A 25318-nucleotide genomic window follows, 5' to 3' on the forward strand; every position below is an offset into this window, starting at 1 on the left:
TCGGCGACCGGGCCCGGAGACGCGAGAGGCGGCCGCGGATGATCGCGGCCGCCTCTCGGACGTAAGAACGGTGCGCACCGCGCAGGGGGCAGGCGATGCGCACCGTCGGGAGTCATCATGCGTCATACCTGAGCTGCTGGTCAACCGTCCAGTCCATGATTTCGCAGAATGTCACGAAGGTGCCGTTCGCTCCCTCACCCGAGTGGCACAGCACCCCAGGTCAACGGCCGAGGGACCCAGGTGATCGACGCAACGGATGCCACGGGCCGGAGCCCGCACGGTAGGTCGCACGTCTCAGCGGCCGCCCGGGAGCCGGGTGTTGGATGAACGTCATGGCCACCGCGGGCACCACCGCGCCCACCCGGAGCACGCTGAGCGTCCCGACCATGGCGATGCTCGTCGTCGGGTCGATGGTCGGCGCCGGGGTGTTCTCGCTGCCCCGGCAGTTCGCGCAGTCGACGGGCGCCGCGGGCGCGCTGGTCGCGTGGGGCGTGGCGGGCGCCGGCACGCTCATGCTCGCGCTCGTGTTCCAGATGCTCGCGGTGCGCCGGCCCGACCTCGACGCGGGCGTGTACGCCTACGCCAAGGCGGGGTTCGGCGAGTACCTCGGGTTCTTCTCCGTGTTCGGGTACTGGGCGTCCGCGTGCGTCGGCAACGTGACGTACTGGGTGCTGATCACCTCGACGCTCGGCGCGGTGTTCCCCGCGCTCGGCTCGGGCGACACGTTCCTCGCTGTGGCGGTCGGCAGCGCCGGTCTGTGGCTGTTCTTCGCGATCGTCCGGCGCGGCATCCAGGAGGCCACCGCGGTCAACCGCGTCGTCACCGTCGCCAAGCTCGTGCCCATCGTCGTGTTCGTCGTGCTCGCCGTCGTCGCGTTCGACCCCGCGGTCTTCGCCGACAACTGGGGCGGCTCGCCCGGCTCGGGCACGCTGCTCGACCAGGTGCGCGGCACCATGCTCGTCACCGTCTTCGTCTTCCTGGGCGTCGAGGGCGCGAGCACGTTCTCGCGCCACGCGCGCCGCCGCCAGGACGTCGGGCGCGCCACGCTCCTGGGGTTCGGCTCGGTGTTCGCGCTGTTCGCGTCCGTGACGATCGTGTCCTACGGGATCCTGCCGGCCGACGAGATCGCGCAGCTCGAGGAGCCGTCGATGGGCGGCGTGCTCGACGCCGCGTTCGGCTCGTGGGGCACCACGTTCGTCTCCGCGGGCCTCGTCGTGTCCGTGCTCGGCGCGTACCTCGCGTGGACGCTCATGGCCGCCGAGGTGCTGTTCGTCGCGGCACGCGACGGGGACATGCCCCGGTTCCTGCGCACGACGAACGAGCACGACGCGCCCGTGCCCGCACTCCTGATGTCCACCGCGCTCGCCCAGGCCGTGCTGCTGCTCACGCTCGCCTCGGAGCGCGCGTTCGACTTCGCGCTCGAGCTCACCGGCGCGCTCGTGCTCATCCCCTACCTGCTCGCCGCCGCGTACGGCGTGCGACTGCTCCGCCGCGACCGCAGCCCGCGCGGCCAGCTCGTCGTCGCGACGCTCGCGACGCTCTACACCGCGTGGCTGCTGTTTGCGGCCGGGATCGACCACCTGCTCGTCGTGTTCGTCGTCTACGCGCCCGCGTCCGTGCTGTTCGTCCTCACGCGCGGCGAGCAGGGCCGTCGCTGGTTCTCCCCCCGCGAGCGCGTCGTGCTCGCCGTCTCCCTGCTGGGCGCGGCCGCGGGCCTCGTCGCGCTGTTCACGGGACTGATCGCGCTGTAGGTGCGCCCCACCCGACGTGGGAGGTCAGGAGCGCCGCGCCCGTCGGGCGAGCCGAAGCACCCGACCGACGCGCCTGCTCAGAGCTCTTCCCAGCAAACCTGCTGGTCATAGCGCCCCCGAGCGGGGACCCTGTTCTGCTACGTTCCTCCCGGTTTCAGCGCAGCTGCGCGCGCTGGAGCCGAGCTCTACGCCTTGGGCGCAGACCTCAACCGAACACAGGGGGAAGCATGCGACGGCACATCGCCATCATTCTGACCACGGTTGCGCTGACGGGAATCGGAGCAGCCGCCGCGCAGGCAGCGAGCTCCGGGTCGTACGCCAGCATCTCAGTCACCGGTGCAACCGTGACGAACGGGAGCTACAACTTCTTCTACGGAGCCCACGACTGCGTGCAAGGGTCCTGCCTGTACTACACGCGCATCACTGGAACCCTCTCGGTGACCAAGGGAGACGCGCACCTGCAGGCCAAGTCTGACGGCTACGGCTACGTCTCGATCTGGGACAAGTCAGGCACCGAGACGGTCAACTTCGCGAAGTCCCTGAGCCCGGGCGACGTGCGCTACGCCGACCAGTTCACGCTCCAGCTCTGCCACGAGAAGGTCCTCTGGGACGAGTGCAAGTCTCGAGTGGTCAACCGCTAGTGGACGATCCCGCGACGAACGCGCTCGTCGTCGAGGGCCTGTGCGTCGACCTCGGGGGGCAGCCCGTGCTGTCGTCCGTGAACCTCACGCTGCCGGCTGCGACCACGGTCGCCGTCACCGGGCCGTCCGGTGCGGGCAAGTCGACCCTGCTCAACGCGCTCGGCGGCCTGCAGCCCGCTGCGCGCGGACGGGTCGTCGTCGCGGGTCGCGACCTGAACCGCCTGTCCGACGACGAGCGCGCGGAGCTCCGGCTGCGGGAGGTCGGGTTCGTCCTGCAGTCCTCGGGCCTCGTGCCGGAGCTCAGCCTCCAGGAGAACATCGCACTGCCGCTCGAGCTCGCCGGGATGCGCAGGCGCGGTGTGCGGGACCGGGTCGCGGAGGTCGTCGCGCAGCTCGGGCTCACGACGTGCGCCAGCCGCAGGCCCAGCGAGGTCTCCGGTGGGCAGGCGCAGCGCGCCGCCGTCGCCCGCGCCGTCGCCGCCCGACCGTCGGTCGTGCTGGCGGACGAGCCCACGGGCGCGCTCGACTCCACCAACCGCGAGATCGTGCTCGACCTTCTCCTGGAGCAGGTCGAGCGGTGCGGCTCGCTGCTCGTGCTCGTCACGCACGACCCGCAGGTCGCGGCGCGCTGCGCGCGGCAGGTGCGCATCGTCGACGGCCGGGTCGCGGCGGGTGTCGGAGCAGCAGGTGGGTGACCTGCGGCTCGCGCTTCGGCTCGTGCGCGGGGGCCGGCGCACGGAGGCCGTGCGGCTCACCGTGCTCGCCGTCGGGGTCGCGCTCGCGGTCCTCGGGGTGCTCGTCGGGACGACGGTGCCGCGCGTGAGCGCGGACGCGGCCTCGGCCGCCGCGGCGCGCACGCGCGTCGTGGCGGGGCCCGGTGCACCCACGACGTCCGAGCTGCGGGTCCTCGTCAGTGATGACCGTCTCGGGCGTCGGCCGTGGACGCACGCCGTCGTGACGGGCACCCGCGACGACGCCCCGCTGCCTCCGGGGCTCGTGCGCTGGCCGCGCCCGGGCGAGACGATCGTGTCGCCCGCCCTGAGCCGCGCCCTGCTGGAGCACCCGGACGTGAGCGTGCCGGGCGTCGTACCCGAGCACATCGGCGCGGCAGGCCTGACCGGCCCTGACGAGCTCGTGTCCTGGACGGTGCTGCCCGCGGGCTCGCCGCCGCTGCCGGCCGAGCCCGTCATCGCGTTCGGCGGGCCCGTGGTCACGTCCTCGACCCCGGCGAGGGTGCGGGCGACCGAGATCACCGTGCTCGTCGTGTGCCCCGCGGCGCTGCTCCTCGCGCTCGGGGTGCGGGCCTGTGCGGGTGCCCGGGTGGCCCGCACGCGTGCGCTCGTGCTCGCGGGGATGAGCCCGCGCCGGTGCGCGCGGGTCTTCGGGTGGGAGATGGCGGCCGTCGCCGTCGTGGGCGCGTGCGCGGGCGTCGCCGCCGCGCGCGTCGTGCACCCCTGGCTCGGGTCCTGCGGGTTGCTCGGCCGGCGCTGGTTCCCCGAGCAGGGCGCCGTGCCGGTGCTCCTCGAGGTGCTGCTGACCGTCACGGTCGCGCTCGTCGTGCTCGTCGTCGCGCGGCGCACCATGCGCTCCCAGGCCGGCGGGACCCGGCAGCACCGCCTGCCGAGCCCGCGCGTCGCGCTGCTCGGCTACGTCCTCGGCGTGCCCGCCGCGGCGTGCCTGGCGTGGCTGTGCGTCCGACTCGCGTCGCACCCGGGCGACCAGGGCGCCCCGGACTCCGCGGTCGTGGCCTCGATGGTCGCAAGCTGCACCGCGGCCCTCGCGGTCGTGGTCGCCGCACCGCACGCGGTCCACACGGTGACCACGTGGCTCGCCGACCGGCTCGCTGCGCGCGCCACCCGGCCCGACGTCCGGCTCGGGCTGCGCGGCGCGGGCTGGCACGCGCACGCGACGGGAAGGTGCGCCGCGCTCGCGGCGGTGCTCGTGATGACGAGCGCGTACGGCACGGGGCTGCTGGTCGCGCTCGACCGCGACGCGCACGGACCCTCGGCGGGTATCGAGGTCGACCTGTCCACGACAACCGCGGCCCAGCGGGACGCGCTCGCGGGCCTCGGCCTGAGCGTCGCGACGGTCGAGCGCACGGGCGCGGACGCGAGCGACGGACCGTGGACGGGCCTCGACGCCGGGTGGGTGACCTTCGCGGTGTCCGACGAGACCGCGGCTGCCGTCACGTCCCGGATCCACCGCCTGCTCCCGGAGCTGGTGCTGCGGGCGGGCGCGGACGACGCCGACCTGGTGGCCTACGCGGACGAGCAGACGGGTGTGGTCCGGGCGGGGCTGGCCGTCGGCACGGGCCTGGTGAGCGCCGCGTTGGTCGTGTGCCTGCTCGAGGTCTGGTGGTCCCGGCGGCGCACCACCGCCGCGCTGGGTGCGATCGGCACGCCGCGGCGGGCCATGCGCGTCGTCGCGGTCACGCAGATGGCCGCGCCCGTGCTGGTCACCACGGCGGTCGGCGTGGGCGTCGGGGTCCTCGGTGGCTGGACCGCCGTCGCCTACGCGGGCACGGCCGACATGCTCGACCCCGCGGTCGTCGGCGCCGCGGTGCTGCCTGCGGTCGCCGCGATCGCGCTCGTCGCAGCCGTGGCGTGGGTGGCCGGAGGTCGCCCGGCACCGCCGGGGTCCCTCGCCGACCTGTGACGCGCACGCGCCGCGAACGGCCGGTCAGGCCGCGCCACGGCGCCTCAGGCGGCGAGCGTGTGGCTGGTCGCGGGGGTGACCTGTGTCCGTGCGGGGACGACCGCCTCCGCGGGGACACGTGTGTCGTCCGCGACGTGCGCGCCGGCTCCGACCGAGACGCGCGTCGCGAGCCGCGCGTCCGACCCGATCACGGCGCCGCGCCCGACGTGCACGTGCGTGCCGAGCTGCGCGTGCGGTCCGACGACCGCACCGGGCTCGACCCAGACGTGGGCCCCGATGTGCGCTCCGCCGCCGATCGTCGCGCCCGGGTCGACCCAGGCGGTCTCGGCGACATAGGTGGTGGGATCGACGGTCGCGGCCATCGCCACGAGTCCGCCGCCGTTGTCGTGCCGGCGGTAGCGGACGGTCACGCCGTCTTCGGTCTCGAGCTCTTCGTATCGTTTCTTCATGGCGTCGACAAGAACGATTCGACCCCGCCCGATGTTCCCACCGCTCGCTCGGAGAGCCGCGGCAGGCGCTGGGCCCAGGCTGCGCTTACGCGGACAGGGTGCGGGGCGACGTGCGGGGGGCGATGAGAGCGCGGACCTCGGCGCCCACGTAGCGGCGGTGGCCGCCGAGGGTGCGGATGGCGGTGAGCCGGCCGGCGCGCGCCCAGCGCGTGACGGTCTTCGGGTCGACGCCGAACAGGCTCGCGACCTCGTGCGGGGTCAGCAGCTCGGCCTCGTCGAGGCGTGCGTCAGTCATGGTGTCTCCCCCCGGGGCGGCGTGCGGACCGCCCTCGTCGTGGCGGGACGGTGTACCGGCCGTCCCGATCTGTCAGTCACTGACAAATATGACACGAACGGGCGAAATCTGCACCCCTTTGCTCTAAAGTGAGACCTATGCCCCACCAGGAGACCTCGCTGCGAGACCGCAAGCGCCGTGCCGTCCAGGACGAGGTGACGCGCGCGGCGGTCGAGCTCTTCATCGCGAACGGCTTCGACGAGACCCCCGTGGAGAAGATCGCGGTCGCGGTCGGGATGTCCGAGCGCACGTTCTTCCGGTACTTCTCGACCAAGGACGACGTGCTCGAGCGCCTGTCGGCGCACTGGCGCACGCACACCACGCAGCTGCTCGTCGACAGGCCGGCCGACGAGCCCACCTGGATCGCGATCCGTCGTGCTCTCGACGCCTTCGTCGAGAGCACGACCACCGACGACTTCGCGCTCCCCCTGCTGCGCCTGCTGTACACGACGCCCCACCTGTACGGCCGCCACATGCTCAAGATGCGACTCTGGCGCGAGGGCTTCGTCGCCGCGATCCAGCAGCGCAGGCCGGACGAGGCCGAGCAGACCGTCAGGATCCAGGCCGCCGTCGCCGTGGCGTGCTTCGAGTCGGCGCGCGAGGCGTGGGTCGCCTGCGACGGCGAGCGCCCGTTGGCCGAGCTGCTCGACGCGGCGATGGCTGAGGTCTGGCCGATCGCCTGACCTCAGCCACCGCGCGGCGCAGCAACCGCTCGCCGGACGCCGGGTGTCACGCCGGGCGGCGGGCGCCGGCTCAGATGAGTCTCCACCACCTCACTTCGGCGCTGTGCTCGCACTGCGGGCACGGCGGGAGCGCCTCGTCGTCGTTGAGCTCGACGGTGTGACCACACGCGTCCAAGAACTTGCCCTTACCCGGCTTCGCCCCGATGGAGAACACCGGCATCACCTCCTTGTGATGCCCTAGACCTACTCCTGCGCGGCGGGGCGGCGCCTGGGACCAAAGGCCGCTCTGCGCGCGTCAGGGCGCGTCGCGACCGGCGAGTCGCCTGGTCGGGTGGTCTCGCGCGGGCGTGCGGCGGTGCGGGTCAGGCCGCGCGGTCTCGCCGGGCCGGACCGGTCCGGACGACGAGCATCACGCCCAGCACGACGAGGACGAGGCCGACCGCCGCCCACGGCCACGGGCTGAACAGCTCGGTGCAGCTCTGGCTCGTCGCGGTCGACGTGCACGCCTCGCCCGGGCCCGCGCGGTTCTCCCACGCCACCCACAGCGGCAGCAGGCCGGCACCGACGAGCGCCGCGGGCCACCCGGACGCACGGCGACGCACGACCAGCACGACGGCGAGCGCGAGCCCGACGGGCACGAGGAACACCCCGAGGACGCTGACGACGAACGACAGGCACAGCCCCGCGAGCGCCCACAGCCCGAGCACCCACCCGGGACGGGCGGCGGTCGTCTGCGGCGCCGCGGGCGCGTGGGAGACCATGCGGTCACCCTCGCACCCGCGGGCGGCCACGACAACGGGCGGCTACCCGGCGACCGCGGTTCAGCCCTGGCGGCGCTGGTCCCCGCCACGCGCGGCCGGCGCACCCGCGGCGCGACCGGCACGACGCGAACCGCCGCCGCGGCCGGCCGACGAGCCGGACGAGCCCGCCGAGCCCGACGAGCCCCACGACGACGAGCCGCCCGTGCTGGACGAGTACACGACACCGCCCCCGGCGGAACCGGACCGGGCAGAACCGGATCGGGCAGAACCGGACCGTGCAGCCTGGCCGCTCGTGGCCGGTGCGCCGCCCTGACGCCCGCGCGGGGTCTGGGCCGCGGGAGCACCGTTGCGCGCCGCGGCGTCGCCGCGACCCTTGCCCCCGCGACGGCGCGCACGCCCGGCGGGACGCTCGGTGCTCGCCGCGGCGGCGCCGGCGGTCTGCGGCCGGCGGCCGGTCGGCGCGGTCGTCGTCGGGCGGGCGACGGGCTTGACGGGCGCCGCGAGCGTGCCGACGAGGTCGGTGAGCACGCGGGCGCCGGGGCGCACGGCCTGCGGGGTCGCCTTGATGCCCGCCTGACGCGTCATCGTGCGGACCTCCGAGATCTGCTCGGGGAGCACGATCGTCACGACGTCACCAGCGGAGCCGGCGCGCGCGGTGCGGCCCGAGCGGTGCAGGTACGCCTTGTGCTCGGCGGGCGGGTCGACGTGCACGACGAGCTCGATGTCGTCGACGTGGATGCCGCGCGCCGCGATGTCGGTCGCGACGAGCACCTTGACCGCGCCCGTGGAGAACGCCTCGAGGTTGCGCTCGCGGGCTCCCTGGCCGAGGTTGCCGTGCAGGTCCACGGCGGGCACGCCCGCGGTGGTGAGCTGCTTGGCCAGCTTCTTGGCGCCGTGCTTGGTGCGCGTGAACAGCACGCGGCGGCCGGTGCCGGACGCGAGGTGCTGCACGATGTCGCGCTTGTCGTCGGCGTCCGCGACCGTCAGCACGTGGTGCGTCATGGCGGAGACCGGCGAGCGGTCGGTGTCCACCGAGTGGCGCAGCGGGTCGCTGAGGAACGCCGCGACCAGCTTGTCCACGCCGTTGTCGAGCGTCGCGGAGAAGAGCATGCGCTGGCCGCGCTTGTCGGTCGCCGCCATGATCCGCTTCACGCCGGGCAGGAAGCCGAGGTCGGCCATGTGGTCGGCCTCGTCGAGCACGGTGACCTGCACGCCCGCGAGCGAGATGACGCCCTGCTTCATGAGGTCCTCGAGGCGCCCGGGGCACGCGACGACGATGTCGACGCCGCCCTTGAGCGCGGACTCCTGCGGGCGCTGCGAGACGCCGCCGAAGATCGTCGTGACGCTCAGGCGCGCGGCCTTGGCGAGCGGCTCGAGGGTCGCGGCGATCTGCGTCGCGAGCTCACGCGTGGGGGCCAGGACGAGGCCCGTGGGGCGGCTCGGCACGTGCTTGACCATCGTCGTGCCGGGGACGAGGCCCGCGAGGCGGGCGACGAGCGGGAGGCTGAACGCGAGCGTCTTGCCCGAGCCGGTCCGGCCACGGCCGAGCACGTCGCGGCCGCGCAGGGTGTCCGGCAGCGTCGCGGTCTGGATGGGGAAGGCGTCCGGCATGCCGCGCTCGGTGAGCGTGCGGACGAGGACCTCGGGCACGCCGAGGGAGGAGAAACTGGTCACGAAGGGTGTCGCCTTTCGGGCGTCGAGGGGGCGCCCACCAGGCACTTTCACACCCAGGACGCGGGCCCGCGCTGGTCCATGTGCCGCGCAGAGCCACCCCTAGTCTCCCCCATGACCAGCGAAAACCCGTTGTCACGCTGCTCACACGGCCGTTTCCGACCGCGTGGCGACCTCCGATGCGACGGAACGCGGCACGGTGCGTCATCGTGGTGGGGTGCGCTCCGGAACCCTTCCTCGTCGCCTGCTGACCGCGTGCGTCGGCCTAGCGCTGGCCGCGCCGCTCGCCGCCGGAGCGGGTGCCGCACCTTCCTTCGCGGCCACCGGGGAGCCCGCTGCGGACGCCGCGGCGACGCGCACCTACCGGCCGACCCCGTCGAGGGCGACGCAGGACTACCCCCGGTACTACGACGCGCGCTCGACGCTCGCACCGTGGGCCGGCCGCCGCTGCCACGCCGACGCCGCGAGCACGCGCGCGGTCGTCTGCGAGTTCGCGACGACCACCGCGCGGCACACGATCGCGCTCGTGGGCGACTCGAAGATGGGCATGTACGCGCCCGCGTTCATCCGCATCGCCCAGGCGCGCGGCTGGCGCGTGCTGATCATGACGAAGTCGGCGTGCTCGTTCTCCGACGCGTCGATCGACCGCAGCGGCGCCGCCTACCCCGCGTGCGACACGTGGAACCGCTCGGCGCTCAAGGCGCTCGAGCGGCACCAGCCCGACCTCGTCGTCACCAACCAGTACATGAGCGTGGGGCGGCTGCCCGGGCAGACGCGGGCCACCGAGACGGCGATGGAGCAGGGCCTGGCCTCGCGGTGGCGCACGGTGCAGGAGATGGGCATCCCCGTCGTCGTCGTGCTCGACAACCCGGGCCCGCCGACGGGCGACGTGTACCCCTGCGTCGCGAAGAACCCGAACCGCCCGTGGCGGTGCTCGTTCTCCGCGACGAGCGCGACCGCCGCGGTGCAGCAGCGCGCCGCGGCGCGTGCGGGCGGCGTCGGCATCATCAACCTGCGCCCGACGCTGTGCCCCGGCGGGGTGTGCCGCGCGGTGTTCGGCGACGTGCTGGCCTACCGGCAGGGCTCGCACCTGACGAACACGTACGTCAAGACGATCACGTCGACGATCTCGAGCAAGCTCGACGTCGCGCTGCGGGACGCCCGGGCGCGGTAGCCCGCGGCCGGGCGTCCCCGGGGTCAGCGCAGTCAGGAGCCGTCGCGCAGGTCCGTCAGGCGCTCCTGGACCAGCCGCGTGCGACTGAACGTCACCGCGCACCCGTCGCCCGTGGGCGACTGCGCCTCGAACCCGACGCGCAGCGCGACCCCGGGCCGCTCGAGGCTGAACACGCGCACGAGCGACCAGACCTGGCCGTCGGGCGACGCGTGGAACGCGAAGACGTTGTCGATCCGGCTGACGCGCAGCCAGAAGTCGTGGCGAGGGACGACGAACGCGTTGGCGTCGTCGGCGACGTGCCGGTTCACCACCGAGACGACCATCGCCTCCCCCGCGGGCGAGTACTCGAAGCAGAGCTTGGCCCAGTGCGTCTCGTCGAGCCACAGCAGCAGGACGCCCGCGTCGAACGTCGCCGCGAAGTCCACCTTCACGTGCGCGCTCAGCTGGAAGTCGCCCTCGGGTGCGGCGGCCAGGAGCGTCCCCGCGTTGAGCATGGACGTGGAGTTGACCTGTCCGTCGCCCGCGCCCGGGTCGACGAAGATGTCGCTCAGCGGGGCCGCGGTCACCTGCAGGCGGCCGTCGGCGTCGACCTCCCACGTGGACTCGGACGACGGGACGAGCGGCAGCGGGACACCGGGGACGACGAGGGTGCTCACGGGATGGATCCTCTCTCAGCTGACGGGTGTGCGGGGCGAGATCCGGCACCGACCAGGCCGGGTGCTCACTCGACGACGCGGACGACCGTGCGGTAGGCCCGGCTCTCACCGGGCTCCAGGACGACGACCTCGTCGTCCTGCTCCGCCTGGGCGCGACCGCCGTCACGCGACGTGGACGGCTCGACGCCGAGCACGTTCACGCCCGGGGTGGGGTCGCGCCACAGGACGAGCAGTGGCCAGCCGTCGGTGGCCTGCTCGATCTCGACAGCCCGACCGTCCGGCGCGGTGACCAGGACGCACGCGGTGGGACCGGGGAACGGACGGCAGTACACGACCGCCTCGGGTGCGGGGCCTTCGGCGATGTCGAGCGTCCAGGGCAGCCCGCGCTTGCCGGGACGGTCGCGCTCGGCGAACGGCTCGACCGTCCCCGTCACCACCGTGCCCCGTCCGACGAGCGGGTGGCCGAGGTTGAGGTGGTGCCGGTACATGTGGCCGGCAGGCACGAACCCGTCGTTGGTCACGAGGTCCTCGACGCGCAGCTCGGGCCGCTCGACGCTCGCGACGATCCGGCGCCACAGCCGCAGCGACGGGCCGCCCAGCGAGGCCTCGACGACGTCCCCGGTGATCTCGACGGCCGGCGCGCCGTCGTCGTCGACCAGGCCCCAGCGCACGTTCTCCGCGGGGATGTGCCCGACGCGGCCGTGCAGCCCGTGGTGCGTGCCGTCGACGGTGGACGGCGCGCCCGTGGAGGCCAGCCCGCACGTGGACAGCAGCCCGCCGCCGAACGTGCGGGTCCACCCGGCGCCGTGGGGCTCGTACCGCGACGAGGCGACGGGCCCGCGGGCCGAGCGCCACGCGAGCGGCAGGCCGGGCGCGTCGGCCCAGCCGAGGTCGAGCGCGCGGTCGAGCAGCACCTCGAAGGAGATGCCGGACGGGTTGCGGACCACGAGCACGGGGGCACCGCGGCCCGGACCCTCGTCGCGGATCAGGCGGTCGACCGACACGAGCTGGTCGGGTGCGCCGACGAGCCGGCGGACCGACTCGTCGACGAGCATCGAGTCAGCGCCGAACCCCATCAGCCGGCACCCCGCACCTCGGCCGCCGACGACCGGCGCGCACCCACCGCGATCGCGGCGACCAGCACCGCGCCGGTCAGCACGTACTGCCAGTAGGACGCGACGCCCAGCAGGTTGAGCGCGTTGTTGAGCACCGCGAACAGCAGGGCGCCGACGACCGTGCCGAACGCCGTGCCGCGTCCGCCGCGCAGCGCGGTGCCACCGACCACGACGGCCGCGATGACGTTCATCTCGAAGCCCGTGGCCATGTTGCCCTCGGCCGACGAGAGCCGCCCGGCCATGAAGATCCCGGCGAGCGCGAAGCACACCCCGGCGACGACGAACACGAGCACCTTGGTGCGGTTCACGGGCAGCCCGGCGAGGACCGCAGCGCGCTCGTTGGACCCGAACGCGCGCAGCGTCCGGCCGAAGTACGTGTGCTGCAGCAGCAGGTAGGTGGCGACGGCGAGCACGACGAAGACGACGAAGGGCACGGGGACCGAGCCGACCGAGCCCGTGGTGAAGCCGCGGTAGTTGCTCGACGTGATCGGCACGACCTTGCCCGAGGTCCAGATGAACGCGGCCCCGAGGAACAGGTACAGCGTGCCGAGCGTCGCGATGAACGGCGCGATCTTCACGTACGTCACGAGCAGGCCGTTGACCAGGCCCAGCACCGCGCCGATCGCGAGCGCCAGCAGCAGCGCCGTCCCGATCGTCGTGTGCGGGAGCACGGTCGCCACGGCGATCGACGCGACCGCGATCACGCCGCCGACCGACAGGTCGAGCAGGCCCGCGGCGATCAGGAGCGTCATGCCGCAGGCCGCCAGGCCGACGAACGACGCCTGGAACAGCACGTTCGACACGTTGCCCGAGCCCCAGAACGACGGCCGCGCGATCCCGACCGCCACGCAGAGCACGACGAGCACACCGAGGAGGTACTGGCGCCCGGCGAACTGCCGCAGGACCTGCCCGACGCCCGGGCTCGCGTCCTGCTCGACAGACGGGACGCCCGCCGACGGGGTCGTCACGGTGGTGGTCACGAGAGCCTCCCTTCGAGCATGCGGCGGACCGCCGCTCGCTGCGCACCGTCGATGCTCAGGGCGAAGACCAGCAGGGCTCCGAGCGCGACGTACTGGTAGAACGACGGGACGTTGAGCAGGTTGAGCCCGGAGTTGATCATCGACAGCAGGAGCGCGGCGACGAACGTGCCGATGATCCGCGGGCGTCCGCCGGCCATGCTCGTGCCGCCCAGGACGACGATCGCGATGGCCTGCAGCTCGAGCCCGGTCGCGACCGACCCGTTGACGACACCGAGCTGGCTGGCCAGGAGCACGCCGCCGATGCCGGCCGCGGCACCCGCCGCGAGGTAGGACAGGAGCACGACGCGCGAGACGCTGATGCCCGTGTCGACCGCCGCCTCGGGGCTGCCCCCGACGGCGACGACGTGCTTGCCGAACCGCATGCGGTCGAGCGCGAACCACGCACCCGCGCCGATCACCACGGCGATGAGGAACGGCACCGGGATGCCGAGCACCGAGCCGGTGGCCACGGACTTGAACCCGCTCGAGGCGATCATGATCGGTGCGCCGCCGGTGAACAGCAGGACGAGCCCGCGGAACACGCTCATGGTCGACAGGGTCGCGATGAAGCCGGGGACCCGCAGGCGGGTGACGATCACGCCGTTGACGAGCCCGAGCCCCGCACCGACCGCGATGCCGACGACCGCGCCGACGAGCGGACCGGCCGAGTTCACGGCGGACGCCGCGATGCACGCCGCGAGAGCCTGCGCCGAGCCGACCGACAGGTCGATCCCGCGCACCGCGATGACGAGCGTCATGCCGTACCCGACGATCGCGAGGATCGCCGCGTTGACGAGCATGTTGGTGACGTTGGAGCCCGACGCGAAGTTCGGGACGGCCGCGACCCCGGCGACGAGCACCAGGACGAACGGGATCATCACGCCCGCGTTCTGCAGCAGGTTGCGCCGGGCGTCGGCCCGGCGGGCCAGCTCGGCGGAGCGCGCGCGCTCGTCGGCGACGAGGGCCGCCGTCGACGTCGCGGCGAGGGTCGTGTCAGGCATGGGTCGCCTCCTGCGCGGTCTGTCCGACGGACGCGCCGACGATGTTGTCCTCGGTCACGTCGCGGCCTCGCAGCTCGGCGACGCGGCGGCCCGCGAAGTACACGGCGCACCGGTCGGCGATCGCGGCGAGCTCGGGCGCGTCCGAGCTGGACACGACCACCGCGACGCCCGCGTCCGCGAGCTGCTTGATGAGCTGGTAGATGTCGACCTTGGCGCCGACGTCGACGCCTCGGGTCGGTTCGTTGAGCAGCAGCACCGAGCAGCCGGACAGCAGGGCCCGGCCGAGCAGCACCTTCTGCTGGTTGCCGCCCGAGAGGTTGCCGATGAACTGGCGGCCGTGCGGGACGCGGATGCGCATGTCGGCGCGGAGCTTGGCGAACTGCGCACGCTCGTCGGCCGGGACGGGGAACAGGCGACGCAGCAGCGGGAGCGTCGAGCGGTCGCGCGAGACCATCGCGTTCTCGGTGACGTCGAGGTGCGGCAGGATGCCCTCGCCCTTGCGGTCCTCGCTGAGCATGAAGACGCCCGAGCGCACGGCCTCGCGCGGGTTGGTCAGGCGCACCGCCTTGCCGTCGACGCGGATCTCGCCGGCCGAGGTGAGGTCGCCGAACAGCGCGCGCGTGAGCTCGGTGCGACCCGAGCCGACGAGCCCGGCCAGGCCGACGATCTCGCCGCCGCGGACCGTGAGGTCGAACGGCTCGGCGACGCCGGGCACCCGCAGGCCGACGACCTCGAGGCGAGCGGTGCCCTCGTCGGTGGTCGCGGCCGCGCGCTCGAACGTCTGCGGCTTGCGGCCGAGCATGTGCTCGACCAGGCGGGCCTCGTCGAGCTCGGCGGTGGGGGCGTGCGCGACGAGCGCGCCGTCACGCAGCACGGCCACGTCGGCGCAGATGTCGAAGATCTCGTCGAGGTGGTGCGAGACGTACACGACGGCCTTGCCCTGCGCCGCGATGCGCCGCACGATCTCGTGCAGCCGCGTGGTCTCGGCGCCGTTCAGCGCGGCGGTCGGCTCGTCCATGATGAGGACGTCGAACTCGCGCGACAGCGCGCGGGCGATCTCGACCATCTGGCGGTCGCCCACGGTCAGCGACGACACCGGACGGTCGGGGTCGAGGTCCAGGCCCAGCTGGTCGAGCAGCTCGGCGGTCCGACGACGCGTGGTGCGCCGGTCCACGACGCCCACGCCGGTCAGCTCGTGCCCGAGGAACACGTTGTCGGCCACCGAGAGCTGCGGCACGAGCCGGAACTCCTGGCTCACGACGCTGATGCCCGCGGCCTGCGACTCGGCCGAGCTGCGGAACGTGCGCTCGGTGCCCTTGACGAGCACCGAGCCGCTCACGGCCTGCTCGATGCCGCCCAGCACACGGATCAGCGTGCTCTTGCCGGCGCCGTTCTCGCCGACCAGCCCGAGCACCTGCCCGGGCGCCAGCTCCAACGAGACGCCCTTGAGCGCCCGCACCCCGGGGTACTCCTGGACCACGTCCACGACCTGCAGCAGTGCCGCCATCGACGTTCCTCCTGACGTGTTGACGGGTGAGGGCGGGGCCGGTGGGGCCCCGCCCTCACCGGGGGTCACTTCTGCGAGGCGCGGGAGGCCTGGAAGTCCGCCAGGTTCTCCGCGGTCACGAGCTCGACCGGGAAGAAGACGGTCTTGGCCGCGGCGTCGTCGTAGCCCGGGTCCTTGCCCTCGAGGAGCGCGAGCACGGCCTCGACGGCCTTCTTGCCCTGGCCGAACGGGTCCTGCGCGACGGTCGCGCTCATGAGGCCCTGCTTGATGAGGTCCTGCGCGCCGTCGGAGCCGTCGAAGCCGATCAGGTAGAAGCCGTCGGCGACCGACTTGCCGGCCGTCTCCATGGCGCGCTGGGCGCCGATCGCGGAGTCGTCGTTCGCGGCGTAGATGACCGCGAGGTCCGGGTTGGCCGAGAGCATGTCCTGCGCGGCGGCGAAGCCACCGTCGACCGTGTCGTTGCCGTCGAGCGACGAGACGATCTCGAACGCGTCGTTCGCCTTGATCGTGTCGACGAACCCGGCGACGCGCTCCTCACCGACGACCGAGCCCGCGTGCAGCTCGATGACGCCGACCTTGTGCGGGCCGGGCTTGTCGCCGAGCTCGGCGATCACGTGCTGGGCGGCGAGCTCACCACCGTTGTAGTTGTTCGACAGGATGTAGCCGTCGTAGTCGCCGGCCGTGCCGATGTCGGCGATGACCACCGGGATCTTGGCAGCGTGCGCCGCGTCGATCGTCGAGGGCAGGGCCGAGGGCTGCACGGGCGTGACGATGAGGCCCGAGATGCCCTGGTTGATCAGGTCGAGGGAGCCGGAGACCTGCGCGTTCTGGTCCGACTTCTGGTCGACGACGATCGCCTCGATGCCGGCCTCGTCGGCGCCGGCCTTGACGCCTGCCGAGTACGACTGCCAGTACGGGTTCTGCAGGTCGTAGACCGAGTAGCCGATCTTCAGCGGGTCCTTGGCCTCGAACTCGACCGACGCGCCGGAGTCCTTCGGGCCGGTGGTGCCGGCGTCGGAGGTGTCGTCGGCGCCGCTGGCGCAGGCCGACAGGAGCAGGGCGGCAGCGGCGCTCAGGCCGATGACCCGGGTGAGGGTACGCACGAGAGGTGTCTCCTTTGACTTGTTCGGGTGCTCTGGAACGGGTGGTGCCTGAAACGGGTGGTGCCTGACAGGTCCTGCTGGGGCGGCTCCGGGTCGCGGAGACGCCTGGTTCTCAAGGGGGTCGCGGCGTCAGACGATCGCGGTCGCGAGCCGGCCGGTGTTGGCGGCCTCGGCGACGAACGCGTTGTCGTGCAGGCCCGCCCACGAGGGCAGCGGCACGGCCTTGTCGTGCGCGTGCTCGGTGGGCTCGTGGCTGTACGTCGAGACCTCGCGCACGACGAGCGGCGTCGTCGCGTCCGCCGGGCAGCGGAAGGCGTGCAGGTGCTTGCGGTGCATGACGAACTTCGGGTCGCCCGCGCGCAGCCGCACGTAGCTCGTGAGCCGGGAGTAGGAGTCCTCGCGCCCGGCGGGCAGCGCCACGCCCTCGGGCCAGGCCTCGCCGTCCGGCATCGGGCGGAACTCGAGCACGTCCTCGTCGCCCACGCGCACCGGCTCGGGCGAGTAGAAGACCTCCATCTCGCCCAGCACGACCTCGTAGCTCTCGGTCTTGCGCTGGTGGAAGTGGGGCGGGCAGAACTTGCCCGGGTGGACGATCATCAGCTTGTCGCAGAGGCCCGAGTACTCGGCGTGCGCGGCACCGGCGGCGGGCAGGCCGTCGACGGCGGGCTCGTTGAGCGACTCGAAGATGACCATCGCCTCGTACGGCTCGCGGGACCAGAGGCCGTTCTCGAAGGCGTCATACTGGTCGTCCCCGAAGATGATGCCGGCGCTGTCGTTCACCATCTCGGGCGTGACCGGGTACCGCAGGGCGTGGGCCAGGCTGGCCGCCTCGTTGAGCCACTCGTCGTACTCGCGACGGGTCACGGACGTCCTGGTCACGGATCCTCCATTGGATCGAGCGCCGCGACGAGCGCGGCGCAAGAGGGGCTTGAACCGGTTCATTCTCTGAACCGGTTCAAGAGTGCCCCGTGCCGTCGCCGGGTGTCAAGCAGGGGAGGTCACGGTTCGGTGACAGTCGCTGTCACCAAGGGATCACGACGCGTCTGCGCAGGTCAGACGCCTGCGGGCGTCACCTGCGCGGTCGAGCTCCGCACCACGAGCTGCGGCTCGAACTCCACGTGCTCACCGGGGTCACGGCCGTCCGCGCGCAGCAGCAGGCGCGCCGCGGCGACCCCCATCTCGAACGACGGCTGCCGCACGGTGCTCAGCGACGGGTTCAGCGCCGGGGCGAAGTCAGCGTCGTCGTACCCGATCAGCGCGACGTCCTGCGGCACCCGCAGGCCCCGCTCCTGCATCGCGAGGAGCGCGCCCAGCGCGAGCATGTCGTTGACGCACATCACCGCGGTCACCGAGCGCGAGTCGAGCAGCGGCGCGATCGCCGCCGCACCCTCGTCGACCGTGAGGTCGCACACCTCGACGTCCACCACCACGTCGCGCGCCTCGAGCCCGTGCTCCGCGAGCGCCAGCACCACGCCGGCACGCCGCTCCGCGCACCACGAGACCGACGCCGGCCCGTTGACGAGCGCGATCCGCCGGTGCCCGTGGTCCAGCAGGTGCGACATCGCGAGCCGCGCACCCTCGACGTTGTCGAGGCTCACCCACGCGCCGGTCGAGTCCGCGCCCTGCCGTTCCAGCGTCACCACGCCGAACCGTCGGTCCTCGAACGGCGCCCAGTCCGCGGCGCGGTCGACGATCGGCGCGATCACCAGCCCGTCGACGCCCTGGCTCTTCAGCACACGCAGCAGGTGCTCCTGGCGCTCCGGGTCCTGGTGCGTCGAGCCGATGACCATCGTCAGCCCCGCCTCGTCCGCCACGGTCTCGACACCACGCAGCACCGAGGCCCAGAACGGGTTGCCCACGTCCGGCACGACGAGCCCGATCAGCTCCGAGCGGCGGCTGCGCAGCTGACCCGCCGCGCGCGAGGGGACGAACCCGAGCGAGCGCATCGCGGACTCGACGCGCTCACGCGTCGCCGGGCCCACGCGGTCGGGGTTGTTGAGCACGTTCGACACGGTCCCGAGCGAGACGCCCGCGTGCGCAGCGACGTCCCGGACACCGACCGATCGGGCGGTGCCGTCCGTCCTCGAAGCTGCGCCCTTCGGCACGCCGTGCCCCCGTCCGTCTGCATCGTCGTCGTCGACCTGCTGCTCCCGCACCCACGCGAGCGGAGAGCAGGCGTGATGCTACGGCCCGGATGCTACCCCGCGTCCACCTGTGCCCACGTTGCCGCATCGCCGCAGGTCAGCGATCTGGAGCTCCTGCCGGACCCGACGACGGGCTCTCCGCGTGCCACGCACCCGGGCCGGCAGGTCAGGTCGGCTGGTCAGGCGTCGACGCGGTCCGTCGCACGCTCCTGCACGCCCTCGGTGAGCCGACGCGCCACGGCGTAGAGGACGAGGGCCCCGACGACCGCCGCGCCGGACGTCGTGACGATCCCGACGAGCACGGCCTCGACCGGCTCGTCCTGCGCGACGCCCCGGGCCACCGCGAGCCCCGCCGCGGCCAGCCCGAGCACCGCGACGCCCACCAGCACGGCCGCGCTCGTGCGCGACACCTCGACCCGACCCCCGCGCTGACGCCACCGCGCGAACGCCCGCGTGGCCCACACCGCGAGCACCACGAGCCCGACGACCGTGCTCACGTGCTGCAGCACGCGCGCGACGTCCATCCCCCCGAACGCGGGCTCCCGCAGCGCGTCGACCCGCTCGACCAGGAACCCGTCGCCATGCGTGAACGAGTCCCACAGCACGTGCGTCGCGACGCCGAGCACCAGCGACGCGACGACCCACCCGGTGCGTTCGAGCCGCCCCGCACGCTCGTCGGGGCCGGTGCCGTCCTCGTCGGGCCGCTGCCTGGTCACGAGCGCGACGAGCGGCGCCCGCACCACCCACCACACGGCGAGCAGCACCGCAGCGGTCGGCACCGCGACCGTCAGCGCACCGGGCCAGTGGTGCGTCGTCGTCGCGTTGACGAACGGCTCGTACCAGGCACCCGCGTACCGGGGCAGCTTCACGAAGTACGGCACGTCCGGCGCCATCGCCCCGACGACGAGCGCGGCGGGGACCAGCGGCCCGCGCGCGAGCGGGAGGACGGCAGCAGCGTGCGACAGCGTGAACGGCATGCGCCCAGGATCACCGGCGCGCGCGGCGCCCGGCGTCGTCCTGGAGCATCGATCCGGGCCCTGCCGGGTCCGACCACGGTCTGACCCGGCCGAGGGCACGCGCGGCCTACGTCAGGTCCCGCACCCGGCAAGCCCGAGCCGCACGGCCTGGATCTCGCCGCCGGTGCTCACCCGGCACGGGTGAGGTCGCGGGTTCGTCGTCGTCCGGACAATGGCAAGGGCCCGCAGCAGCGGGGCAAGGGGACGGAGCGGTCATGACGGCTCGGGGTCACGCCGTGCTCGCCCGCACCCGTCGGGTGCGGTGCGGTGCGACGCTCGTCGGGCTCGGTCTCGGGCTCGTGCTGGCCGGGTGCGCGTCCCAGGCGGAGCAGGCGAGGGCGACCGACGTGTGCGCGCAGGTCGAGGGCCTGCGTGACGCTGCGCAGGCCGTGCGGGACCTGGACCCCGCGACGGTCACCGCCGACGAGGCCCGGGCCGCGCTCGAGGCACTGCAGGCCGAGGCCGCCCAGGCCGTCGCGGCGGCGGACGGGACGGCGCGCAGGGACGCCGCGACGCTGCGCGAGGCGGTCGCCGACCTGCGCGCGACCGTCGTCGCCGCAGGCCCCGACGCGCTGACCACCGCGCGCCCGCTCGTCGAGGACCAGCTCGGCGCCGTGCTGGTCGCGGCCGAGACCCTGCGGCAGGACCTCGCCGCCCCGTGCGAGGCGGGGTAGCGGGCGGGACGAAGGAGGAGCGGCGTGGACGTGGTCTTCGTTCTCGAGGCGTTGGTGGTGCTCGGGTGCATCGTGATGGGCACGCGGGCCGGTGGCGTCGGGGTCGGCCTGTGGGGCGGTCTGGGCGTCGGGATCCTGGTGTTCGTCTTCCAGGAGGCGCCGGGTGAGCCGCCGGGCGCTGCGATGCTCATCATCCTGGCCGTGGTGACCGCGGCGTCGATGATGCAGGCGGCGGGCGGGGTCGACTGGATGGTCGGCGTCGCCGCGCGGGTCATCGAGAACCACCCGAAGCAGATCACGCTGATCGCGCCGCTGACGGCGTTCCTGTTCTCGGTCGGGTCCGGGACGAGCAACATCCTGTACCCGCTGCTGCCGGTGATCTACGACGTGTCCTACCGCAACGGGATCCGGCCGTCGCGACCGCTGACGGTGACGGTCGTGCAGTCCGGCATGGCGCTCGCGGCGTCCCCGGTGTCGGCGGCGATGGCCGCGATGCTCACGTTGACCGACGTCGAGCCGTTCGGGTTCAGCCTGCCGCAGATCCTGTCCGTGACGTTCCCGGCGTGCGTGGTGGGCATCGTCGTGACGGCGCTCGTCATGAACCGGGTCGGCAAGGAGCTGGACGACGACCCCGAGGTCCAGGCGCGCATCGAGGCGGGGCTCCTGCCGTCGCGTGCCGAGCTCGTCGCGGCGTCGGCGGCGCCGGCGACGAGTGCGACGCCGGCATCCGGCGACGCGGGCACCTCGGCCGGCGCGGCCGGATCGGCCGCCTCGGCCGGGTCGCTGCCCGGGTCCACGACGCGCGGGCGCAACTCCGCGCTCGCGTTCCTGGCGGGCGTCGTCGTGATCGTCGTGCTGGGCCTGTTCCCCGACCTGCGGCCCGCGTTCGAGGTGGAGGGCGAGGGCAGCGTCCCGATCGACATGACGACGACGATCATCATCGTCATGTTCGCGGTGGGCGTCGCGATCCTGTTCCTCGGCCGGCCCAAGGTCGGCGACGTCCCCGAGATGTCGGTGTTCAAGGCGGGCATGGTCGCGGCGATCGCCCTGTTCGGCATCGCATGGCTCACGGCCACGTTCATCACCGCCCACCAGGACGTGATCGTCGAGACGATCGGCGGCTGGGTGAACGACTACGTGGTGATCTTCGCGCTCGCCGTGTTCCTGGTGGCCGCGCTCACGACGAGCCAGTCGACGGCCACGCGGACCATCGTGCCGATCGGTCTCGCGGCGGGCCTGTCCCCCGGGCTCGTCACCGGCATGTGGGCGGGCGCGCTGAACGGCGTCTACACGCTGCCGGCCAACGGCACGCAGATCGCCGCCGCGAACTTCGACCTGACCGGCACGACGAAGCTCGGCACCAAGCTGCTCGACCACAGCTTCTTCCTGCCCATGGTCGTCATGACCGTGACGAGCGTTCTCGTCGGCGCCGCGATCGGCGCGATCTTCTACTAGGAGGAGCACGTCATGCAGACCGAGGAGGTCGCCGCCCGGGCGGCCGCGCTGATGCCGTCGCTGCTGGACCGGCTCGCCGAGCTCGTCGCCATCCCGTCCGTCGCGTTCCCGGGCTACCCGCCCGAGCCGGTGCACCGGATGGCCGACCGCACGCTCGAGCTGTTCCGCGAGGTCGGCTTCACCGACGCACGCTTCATGGAGGTCCCGAGCGGCTACCCGCCGATCTACGCCGAGCTGCCCGGCCCGCCCGGGTCACCCGTGGTGCTCCTCTACGCGCACTACGACGTGCAACCCGCGCCGCCCGAGCAGGGCTGGACCAGCGACCCGTGGACCGCGACCCGCAAGGACGACGGGCGCATCTACGGCCGTGGTGCGGCCGACGACAAGTCGGGGCTGGTCGCGCACCTCGGCACGCTCCAGGTGTTCGACGGCCACCCGCCGTGCACGGTCAAGCTCGTGCTCGAGGGCATGGAGGAGACCGAGAGCAACCTCGAGGCGTTCGTCGAGGCGCACCCCGAGCTGTTCGCGTGCGACGCGTTCGTCGTGTGCGACATGGGCAACCTCGAGGTCGGCCAGCCCGCGCTCAGCACCGCGCTGCGCGGCGACGTGGCCTGCGAGGTCACCGTCACGACGCTCCAGCACCCGCTGCACTCGGGCGTCTACGGCGGGCCCACGCCCGACGCGATGATCGCCCTCGCGCGCCTGCTCGCGACCCTGCACGACGATGCCGGCGACGTGGCCGTCGAGGGCGTCTCCCGCACGCCCTGGACGGGCGAGGACCTCACCGAGGACCAGTTCCGTGCGGGTGCCGACCTGGTCGACGGCGTCTCGCTCATCGGCACCGGCGGGATCGGGCAACGGCTCTACGGCAACCCGTCGGTGTCGGCGATCGGCGTCGACATGACGAGCGTCGCGGGCTCGTCGAACGTCCTGATCCCCGAGGCGCGCGCCAAGCTGTCCATGCGGATCGTCCCCGGGTCCGACCCGGAGACCGAGCTCGACGCGCTCGTCGCCCACCTCGAGACGCACGCGCCGTGGGGCGCGCAGGTCGAGGTCCGCCGCACCAAGGCCGCTCCCCCGTTCACGTGCCCGACCGACGGACCCGCCTACGCCGCGGCGCGCGACGCGCTCGAGCAGGCGTACGGCAAGCCCGTCGGCGAGGCCGGGTCCGGCGCGTCCATCCCGCTGCTGCGCACGCTGCAGACCGCCTCGCCAGGTGCCGAGTTCATCCTGTGGGGGCCCGAGGACGTCGCGAAGTCCCGCATCCACGCGAGCGACGAGAGCGTCGACCCGTCCGAGATCGAGCACCTCGTCGTCGCCCAGGCGCTCCTCCTGCAGAACCTGGCCGCCCGCTCGTCGTAGGCCCCCCGCTCCTGCGGTGTCACATACTTATGACGCTGCAGCAATGTCATGCAGCCGTGACATTGCTGCAGCGTCACGGTACTGTGACACGTATGGAGCGCACCCTCCCCGCCCGCTCACTCACACGGCTGGGCTCGGCCGTGCGTCGACTGCGCAACGACCGCGGCCTCACGCAGGCCCAGCTCGCCGAGGCAGCGGACGTCTCGCGAGCATGGCTCATCGACGTCGAGCGCGGCGATCGGCCTGGACTCGAGCTGGCCAGACTGCTGCGCGTGCTCGACGCCCTCGATGCCTCCCTCATGATCCGCGACGACCTCGGGGAGCAGGAATGAGCCCGACGCTCGCCGTCATCCTGGAGCGTCGGCTCGTCGGCCACGTCGAGCGCACCCGCGCCGGAGCGATCCGACTCACCTACACGGAAGACGCGCGCGAGCTCGGCCGTACACCGCTGTCGCTCTCGCTGCCGACCGACAGCCGGTCGCACGCCGGCGACGCGGTGCTGACCTTCGTCAGAGCGCTTCTGCCTGAGAGCAACGCCACCATGGCCGCGATCGCCCGCCACACGGGGGCCGATCCCGACGATGTCCTGGCGATGCTGGAAGCCATCGGCAAGGACTGCGCGGGAGCCGTGCAGTTCTGCCTCCCCGACGACGTCGACGCGACGATCGACAGGGCGGGTGAGCTCGTGCCCGTCGCCGACGGCAACATCGAGCAGCGCCTCGCCGCCCTCCGCATGAGCGAGGAAACCTCCTGGACGATGCCGGGCGAGCACTGGTCGCTCGGCGGAGCCCAGAACAAGCTCGCCCTCCGCAGGGAGGGCGGACGATGGTTCGAGGCCAAGGGTGCGGAGGCGACCAGCCACATCCTCAAACCGGGGATCCGCCAGCTCGCGTACCAGGCGCTCGTCGAGCACGTGACGATGCGTGCGGCCGCCGCGTGTGGGCTCGACGTAGCCGACACCGACTACGTCGAGTTCAAGACTGAACCCGCCGTCATCGTCACGCGGTTCGACCGGCGTCGCGACGCCGCAGGCCTCACACGCGTCCACCAGGAGGACGTGTGCCAGGCGCTCGGGCGTTCGCAGAAGTACGAGGAGTACGGCGGACCCGGTGTCCGCGAGATCCTTCACCTGCTGCGCGAGAGCGCGTGGAACAGGACCCAGGCGGAGCGCAACGCGCAGCGGTTCGTGGACGCGGTCATCTTCAACACGGTGGTCGCCGCCCCAGACGCCCACGCCCGCAACTACGCACTCCTGCTCGCGGGCGGGCAGGTCGAGCTCGCGCCGTTGTACGACGTGGCCACCGGTCTGGCCTACGACAGCCCTGCGGACAGGGTCCTGTCGATGAGCGTCGGAGGCGAGTTCCGCATCGACCGGATCGGCCGCGAAGAATGGACGCGGTTCGCCGACGAGATCGGGTTGAGTGCGCAGGACGTGATCGACCGGGCGGCCTGGTTCGCGGACTCCATCCCGGGTGCGATCCGGGGCGCGCTGTCGGGCGTCGACGACGAGGACGGCGCCGCCAACGAGCTACGTCGACGGCTGCTCCCGGCGGTCGACGCGCACATGCTCCGCGTCACGAACGCGCTCTGACGCGGCCGACGCCCGAGCCTCACCCGGTCGTCAGCGTCGGCGGGGTCCCAGCCAGCGGGGCACCCGGCGGCGGTAGTCGTCGTACGGCGGGCCGAAGGCCTCGTGCAGGAACCGCTCCTCCGGGAGGATCGCGCCCCACAGGACCAGCAGCACCGCAGCCGGGAACAGGGCGAGTCCCCAGAACGTCGGGACCAGCAGCGCCAGGCCGACGTAGAGGCCGAGCAGGCCGACGTACAGCGGGTTGCGGGAGATGCCGAACGGGCCGTCCTCGAGCATCGCGCGCGTCTCCTGGCCGGGCAGGAGGCCCGTGCGGTGGCGACGGAACAGCCACAACGCCCAGCCGTTCCACGCCGCGAACGCCACGACCAGCGCCCAGCCGACGGCGACCCGCCAGCCGCCGAGCGTCACCGGGTCACCCGCGACGGCGGTCACGAGCCAGCCGACGAGCAGCGGCGCCCCGATCGCGACCGGCGGCCACAGTCGGAACTCGACGACTCCCGCACGCGGCATGCCTCACTCTGGCAGCACCCGCGACCCGCGAGCACCCTGCCCGCCG

At 73.1% G+C, this 25318-nt stretch carries 26 protein-coding genes; 11 read left to right on the forward strand and 15 right to left on the reverse strand.

What is annotated here, in order from left to right; genetic code table 11:
• The first annotated feature begins 323 nt into the window (after positions 1-323).
• The 4 genes from CGE01nite_RS10190 to CGE01nite_RS10205 all read left to right on the forward strand — a co-directional run bounded on the left by CGE01nite_RS10190 (position 324) and on the right by CGE01nite_RS10205 (position 5047).
• The gene (locus tag CGE01nite_RS10190; protein ID WP_307722639.1) at positions 324-1751 is read left to right on the forward strand and encodes a basic amino acid/polyamine antiporter; all 1428 of its coding nucleotides are present in this window, start codon (positions 324-326) and stop codon (positions 1749-1751) included.
• A gap of 344 nt (positions 1752-2095) precedes the next feature.
• Positions 2096-2392 (forward strand): hypothetical protein, encoded by a 297-nt coding sequence (locus CGE01nite_RS10195; protein ID WP_141370686.1) that lies wholly within the window; start codon positions 2096-2098, stop codon positions 2390-2392.
• Positions 2392-3087, forward strand: coding sequence for an ABC transporter ATP-binding protein (locus tag CGE01nite_RS10200; RefSeq protein WP_048341189.1), 696 nt, complete (start codon positions 2392-2394; stop codon positions 3085-3087). Before CGE01nite_RS10195 ends, CGE01nite_RS10200 begins: the two co-directional genes overlap by 1 nt.
• Positions 3065-5047, forward strand: a complete 1983-nt coding sequence (locus CGE01nite_RS10205) for a hypothetical protein (RefSeq protein ID WP_048341188.1) — start codon at positions 3065-3067, stop codon at positions 5045-5047. The genes CGE01nite_RS10200 and CGE01nite_RS10205 overlap by 23 nt, the downstream gene beginning before the upstream one ends.
• Before the next feature lie 44 nt (positions 5048-5091).
• On the opposite strand, the gene CGE01nite_RS10210 is transcribed toward CGE01nite_RS10205, so the two are convergent.
• Both CGE01nite_RS10210 and CGE01nite_RS10215 read right to left on the reverse strand, forming a co-directional pair.
• On the reverse strand, positions 5092-5496 hold the full coding sequence (locus tag CGE01nite_RS10210; RefSeq protein ID WP_048341187.1) for a transferase: 405 nt from the start codon (positions 5494-5496) through the stop codon (positions 5092-5094).
• Between the two features lie 85 nt (positions 5497-5581).
• A complete protein-coding gene (locus CGE01nite_RS10215; RefSeq protein WP_141370690.1) occupies positions 5582-5791 on the reverse strand; it encodes a BldC family transcriptional regulator in 210 nt (69 codons plus the stop codon).
• A 137-nt stretch (positions 5792-5928) separates the two neighbouring features.
• Here CGE01nite_RS10215 and CGE01nite_RS10220 point away from each other — a divergent pair, with 137 nt between their 5' ends.
• Positions 5929-6513: a TetR family transcriptional regulator gene (locus CGE01nite_RS10220; RefSeq protein ID WP_141370692.1), complete on the forward strand. Its 585-nt coding sequence runs from the start codon at positions 5929-5931 to the stop codon at positions 6511-6513.
• Between the two features lie 70 nt (positions 6514-6583).
• On the opposite strand, the gene CGE01nite_RS16965 is transcribed toward CGE01nite_RS10220, so the two are convergent.
• The 3 genes from CGE01nite_RS16965 to CGE01nite_RS10230 all read right to left on the reverse strand — a co-directional run bounded on the left by CGE01nite_RS16965 (position 6584) and on the right by CGE01nite_RS10230 (position 8948).
• A complete protein-coding gene (locus tag CGE01nite_RS16965; protein ID WP_156186494.1) occupies positions 6584-6727 on the reverse strand; it encodes a hypothetical protein in 144 nt (47 codons plus the stop codon).
• A gap of 148 nt (positions 6728-6875) precedes the next feature.
• Entirely contained in the window at positions 6876-7274 is a 399-nt protein-coding gene (locus CGE01nite_RS10225) for a hypothetical protein (protein WP_141370694.1), read from the reverse strand.
• Between the two features lie 60 nt (positions 7275-7334).
• Entirely contained in the window at positions 7335-8948 is a 1614-nt protein-coding gene (locus CGE01nite_RS10230; protein ID WP_229747262.1) for a DEAD/DEAH box helicase, read from the reverse strand.
• A gap of 214 nt (positions 8949-9162) precedes the next feature.
• Between CGE01nite_RS10230 and CGE01nite_RS10235 the strand changes: the two genes are divergently transcribed.
• Positions 9163-10119, forward strand: coding sequence for an SGNH hydrolase domain-containing protein (locus CGE01nite_RS10235; RefSeq protein ID WP_048342503.1), 957 nt, complete (start codon positions 9163-9165; stop codon positions 10117-10119).
• 32 nt (positions 10120-10151) lie between these two features.
• Here the strand turns inward: CGE01nite_RS10235 and CGE01nite_RS10240 are convergent, their stop codons facing one another.
• The 9 genes from CGE01nite_RS10240 to CGE01nite_RS10280 form a co-directional block, all read right to left on the reverse strand.
• Entirely contained in the window at positions 10152-10775 is a 624-nt protein-coding gene (locus CGE01nite_RS10240) for a DUF1349 domain-containing protein (protein ID WP_048342502.1), read from the reverse strand.
• A 65-nt stretch (positions 10776-10840) separates the two neighbouring features.
• Positions 10841-11851 carry a DUF4432 family protein gene (locus CGE01nite_RS10245; protein ID WP_141370696.1) on the reverse strand — a complete coding sequence of 337 codons (1011 nt, stop codon included), beginning with the start codon at positions 11849-11851 and terminating at the stop codon, positions 10841-10843.
• Positions 11851-12870, reverse strand: a complete 1020-nt coding sequence (locus tag CGE01nite_RS10250; RefSeq protein ID WP_141370698.1) for an ABC transporter permease — start codon at positions 12868-12870, stop codon at positions 11851-11853. Before CGE01nite_RS10250 ends, CGE01nite_RS10245 begins: the two co-directional genes overlap by 1 nt.
• On the reverse strand, positions 12867-13910 hold the full coding sequence (locus CGE01nite_RS10255) for an ABC transporter permease (RefSeq protein WP_141370700.1): 1044 nt from the start codon (positions 13908-13910) through the stop codon (positions 12867-12869). Before CGE01nite_RS10255 ends, CGE01nite_RS10250 begins: the two co-directional genes overlap by 4 nt.
• Complete coding sequence (locus tag CGE01nite_RS10260) at positions 13903-15417, reverse strand: sugar ABC transporter ATP-binding protein (protein ID WP_141370702.1); 1515 nt, start codon at positions 15415-15417, stop codon at positions 13903-13905. Before CGE01nite_RS10260 ends, CGE01nite_RS10255 begins: the two co-directional genes overlap by 8 nt.
• Positions 15418-15482: 65 nt before the next feature.
• Entirely contained in the window at positions 15483-16520 is a 1038-nt protein-coding gene (locus tag CGE01nite_RS10265; protein ID WP_048342499.1) for a substrate-binding domain-containing protein, read from the reverse strand.
• 129 nt (positions 16521-16649) lie between these two features.
• A complete protein-coding gene (locus CGE01nite_RS10270; protein ID WP_141370704.1) occupies positions 16650-17399 on the reverse strand; it encodes a cupin domain-containing protein in 750 nt (249 codons plus the stop codon).
• Between the two features lie 173 nt (positions 17400-17572).
• Positions 17573-18676 carry a LacI family DNA-binding transcriptional regulator gene (locus CGE01nite_RS10275; RefSeq protein WP_141370706.1) on the reverse strand — a complete coding sequence of 368 codons (1104 nt, stop codon included), beginning with the start codon at positions 18674-18676 and terminating at the stop codon, positions 17573-17575.
• Between the two features lie 167 nt (positions 18677-18843).
• The gene (locus CGE01nite_RS10280) at positions 18844-19641 is read right to left on the reverse strand and encodes a DUF4184 family protein (RefSeq protein ID WP_141370708.1); all 798 of its coding nucleotides are present in this window, start codon (positions 19639-19641) and stop codon (positions 18844-18846) included.
• Between the two features lie 254 nt (positions 19642-19895).
• Between CGE01nite_RS10280 and CGE01nite_RS10285 the strand changes: the two genes are divergently transcribed.
• The 5 genes from CGE01nite_RS10285 to CGE01nite_RS10305 all read left to right on the forward strand — a co-directional run bounded on the left by CGE01nite_RS10285 (position 19896) and on the right by CGE01nite_RS10305 (position 24762).
• Complete coding sequence (locus tag CGE01nite_RS10285) at positions 19896-20354, forward strand: hypothetical protein (protein WP_141370710.1); 459 nt, start codon at positions 19896-19898, stop codon at positions 20352-20354.
• 24 nt (positions 20355-20378) lie between these two features.
• Positions 20379-21809 (forward strand): anaerobic C4-dicarboxylate transporter family protein, encoded by a 1431-nt coding sequence (locus tag CGE01nite_RS10290; RefSeq protein WP_048342496.1) that lies wholly within the window; start codon positions 20379-20381, stop codon positions 21807-21809.
• 12 nt (positions 21810-21821) lie between these two features.
• A complete protein-coding gene (locus tag CGE01nite_RS10295; RefSeq protein WP_141370712.1) occupies positions 21822-23171 on the forward strand; it encodes a M20/M25/M40 family metallo-hydrolase in 1350 nt (449 codons plus the stop codon).
• Between the two features lie 92 nt (positions 23172-23263).
• Entirely contained in the window at positions 23264-23503 is a 240-nt protein-coding gene (locus CGE01nite_RS10300) for a helix-turn-helix transcriptional regulator (RefSeq protein ID WP_048342494.1), read from the forward strand.
• Entirely contained in the window at positions 23500-24762 is a 1263-nt protein-coding gene (locus tag CGE01nite_RS10305) for a type II toxin-antitoxin system HipA family toxin (protein WP_141370714.1), read from the forward strand. Before CGE01nite_RS10300 ends, CGE01nite_RS10305 begins: the two co-directional genes overlap by 4 nt.
• Positions 24763-24792: 30 nt before the next feature.
• Here CGE01nite_RS10305 and CGE01nite_RS10310 read toward each other — a convergent pair whose 3' ends face one another.
• Positions 24793-25272, reverse strand: a complete 480-nt coding sequence (locus tag CGE01nite_RS10310; protein WP_141370716.1) for a methyltransferase family protein — start codon at positions 25270-25272, stop codon at positions 24793-24795.
• Between the last annotated feature and the right edge of the window lie 46 nt (positions 25273-25318).

Origin of the sequence: Cellulomonas gelida (assembly GCF_006538725.1) — a bacterium.
In the GTDB taxonomy this organism is placed as follows: domain Bacteria; phylum Actinomycetota; class Actinomycetes; order Actinomycetales; family Cellulomonadaceae; genus Cellulomonas; species Cellulomonas gelida.

Bases quoted from the DNA above. Each gene is read 5' to 3' on its own strand.
- CGE01nite_RS10260 (WP_141370702.1), bottom strand. From the start codon at position 15,417: ATGGCGGCACTGCTGCAGGTCGTGGACGTGGTCCAGGAGTACCCCGGG.
- CGE01nite_RS10210 (WP_048341187.1), bottom strand. From the start codon at position 5,496: ATGAAGAAACGATACGAAGAGCTCGAGACCGAAGACGGCGTGACCGTC.
- CGE01nite_RS10255 (WP_141370700.1), bottom strand. From the start codon at position 13,910: ATGCCTGACACGACCCTCGCCGCGACGTCGACGGCGGCCCTCGTCGCC.
- CGE01nite_RS10305 (WP_141370714.1), top strand. From the start codon at position 23,500: ATGAGCCCGACGCTCGCCGTCATCCTGGAGCGTCGGCTCGTCGGCCAC.
- CGE01nite_RS10310 (WP_141370716.1), bottom strand. From the start codon at position 25,272: ATGCCGCGTGCGGGAGTCGTCGAGTTCCGACTGTGGCCGCCGGTCGCG.
- CGE01nite_RS10295 (WP_141370712.1), top strand. From the start codon at position 21,822: ATGCAGACCGAGGAGGTCGCCGCCCGGGCGGCCGCGCTGATGCCGTCG.
- CGE01nite_RS10300 (WP_048342494.1), top strand. From the start codon at position 23,264: ATGGAGCGCACCCTCCCCGCCCGCTCACTCACACGGCTGGGCTCGGCC.
- CGE01nite_RS10280 (WP_141370708.1), bottom strand. From the start codon at position 19,641: ATGCCGTTCACGCTGTCGCACGCTGCTGCCGTCCTCCCGCTCGCGCGC.
- CGE01nite_RS10245 (WP_141370696.1), bottom strand. From the start codon at position 11,851: ATGGGGTTCGGCGCTGACTCGATGCTCGTCGACGAGTCGGTCCGCCGG.
- CGE01nite_RS10190 (WP_307722639.1), top strand. From the start codon at position 324: ATGAACGTCATGGCCACCGCGGGCACCACCGCGCCCACCCGGAGCACG.
- CGE01nite_RS10285 (WP_141370710.1), top strand. From the start codon at position 19,896: ATGACGGCTCGGGGTCACGCCGTGCTCGCCCGCACCCGTCGGGTGCGG.
- CGE01nite_RS10225 (WP_141370694.1), bottom strand. From the start codon at position 7,274: ATGGTCTCCCACGCGCCCGCGGCGCCGCAGACGACCGCCGCCCGTCCC.
- CGE01nite_RS10215 (WP_141370690.1), bottom strand. From the start codon at position 5,791: ATGACTGACGCACGCCTCGACGAGGCCGAGCTGCTGACCCCGCACGAG.
- CGE01nite_RS10220 (WP_141370692.1), top strand. From the start codon at position 5,929: ATGCCCCACCAGGAGACCTCGCTGCGAGACCGCAAGCGCCGTGCCGTC.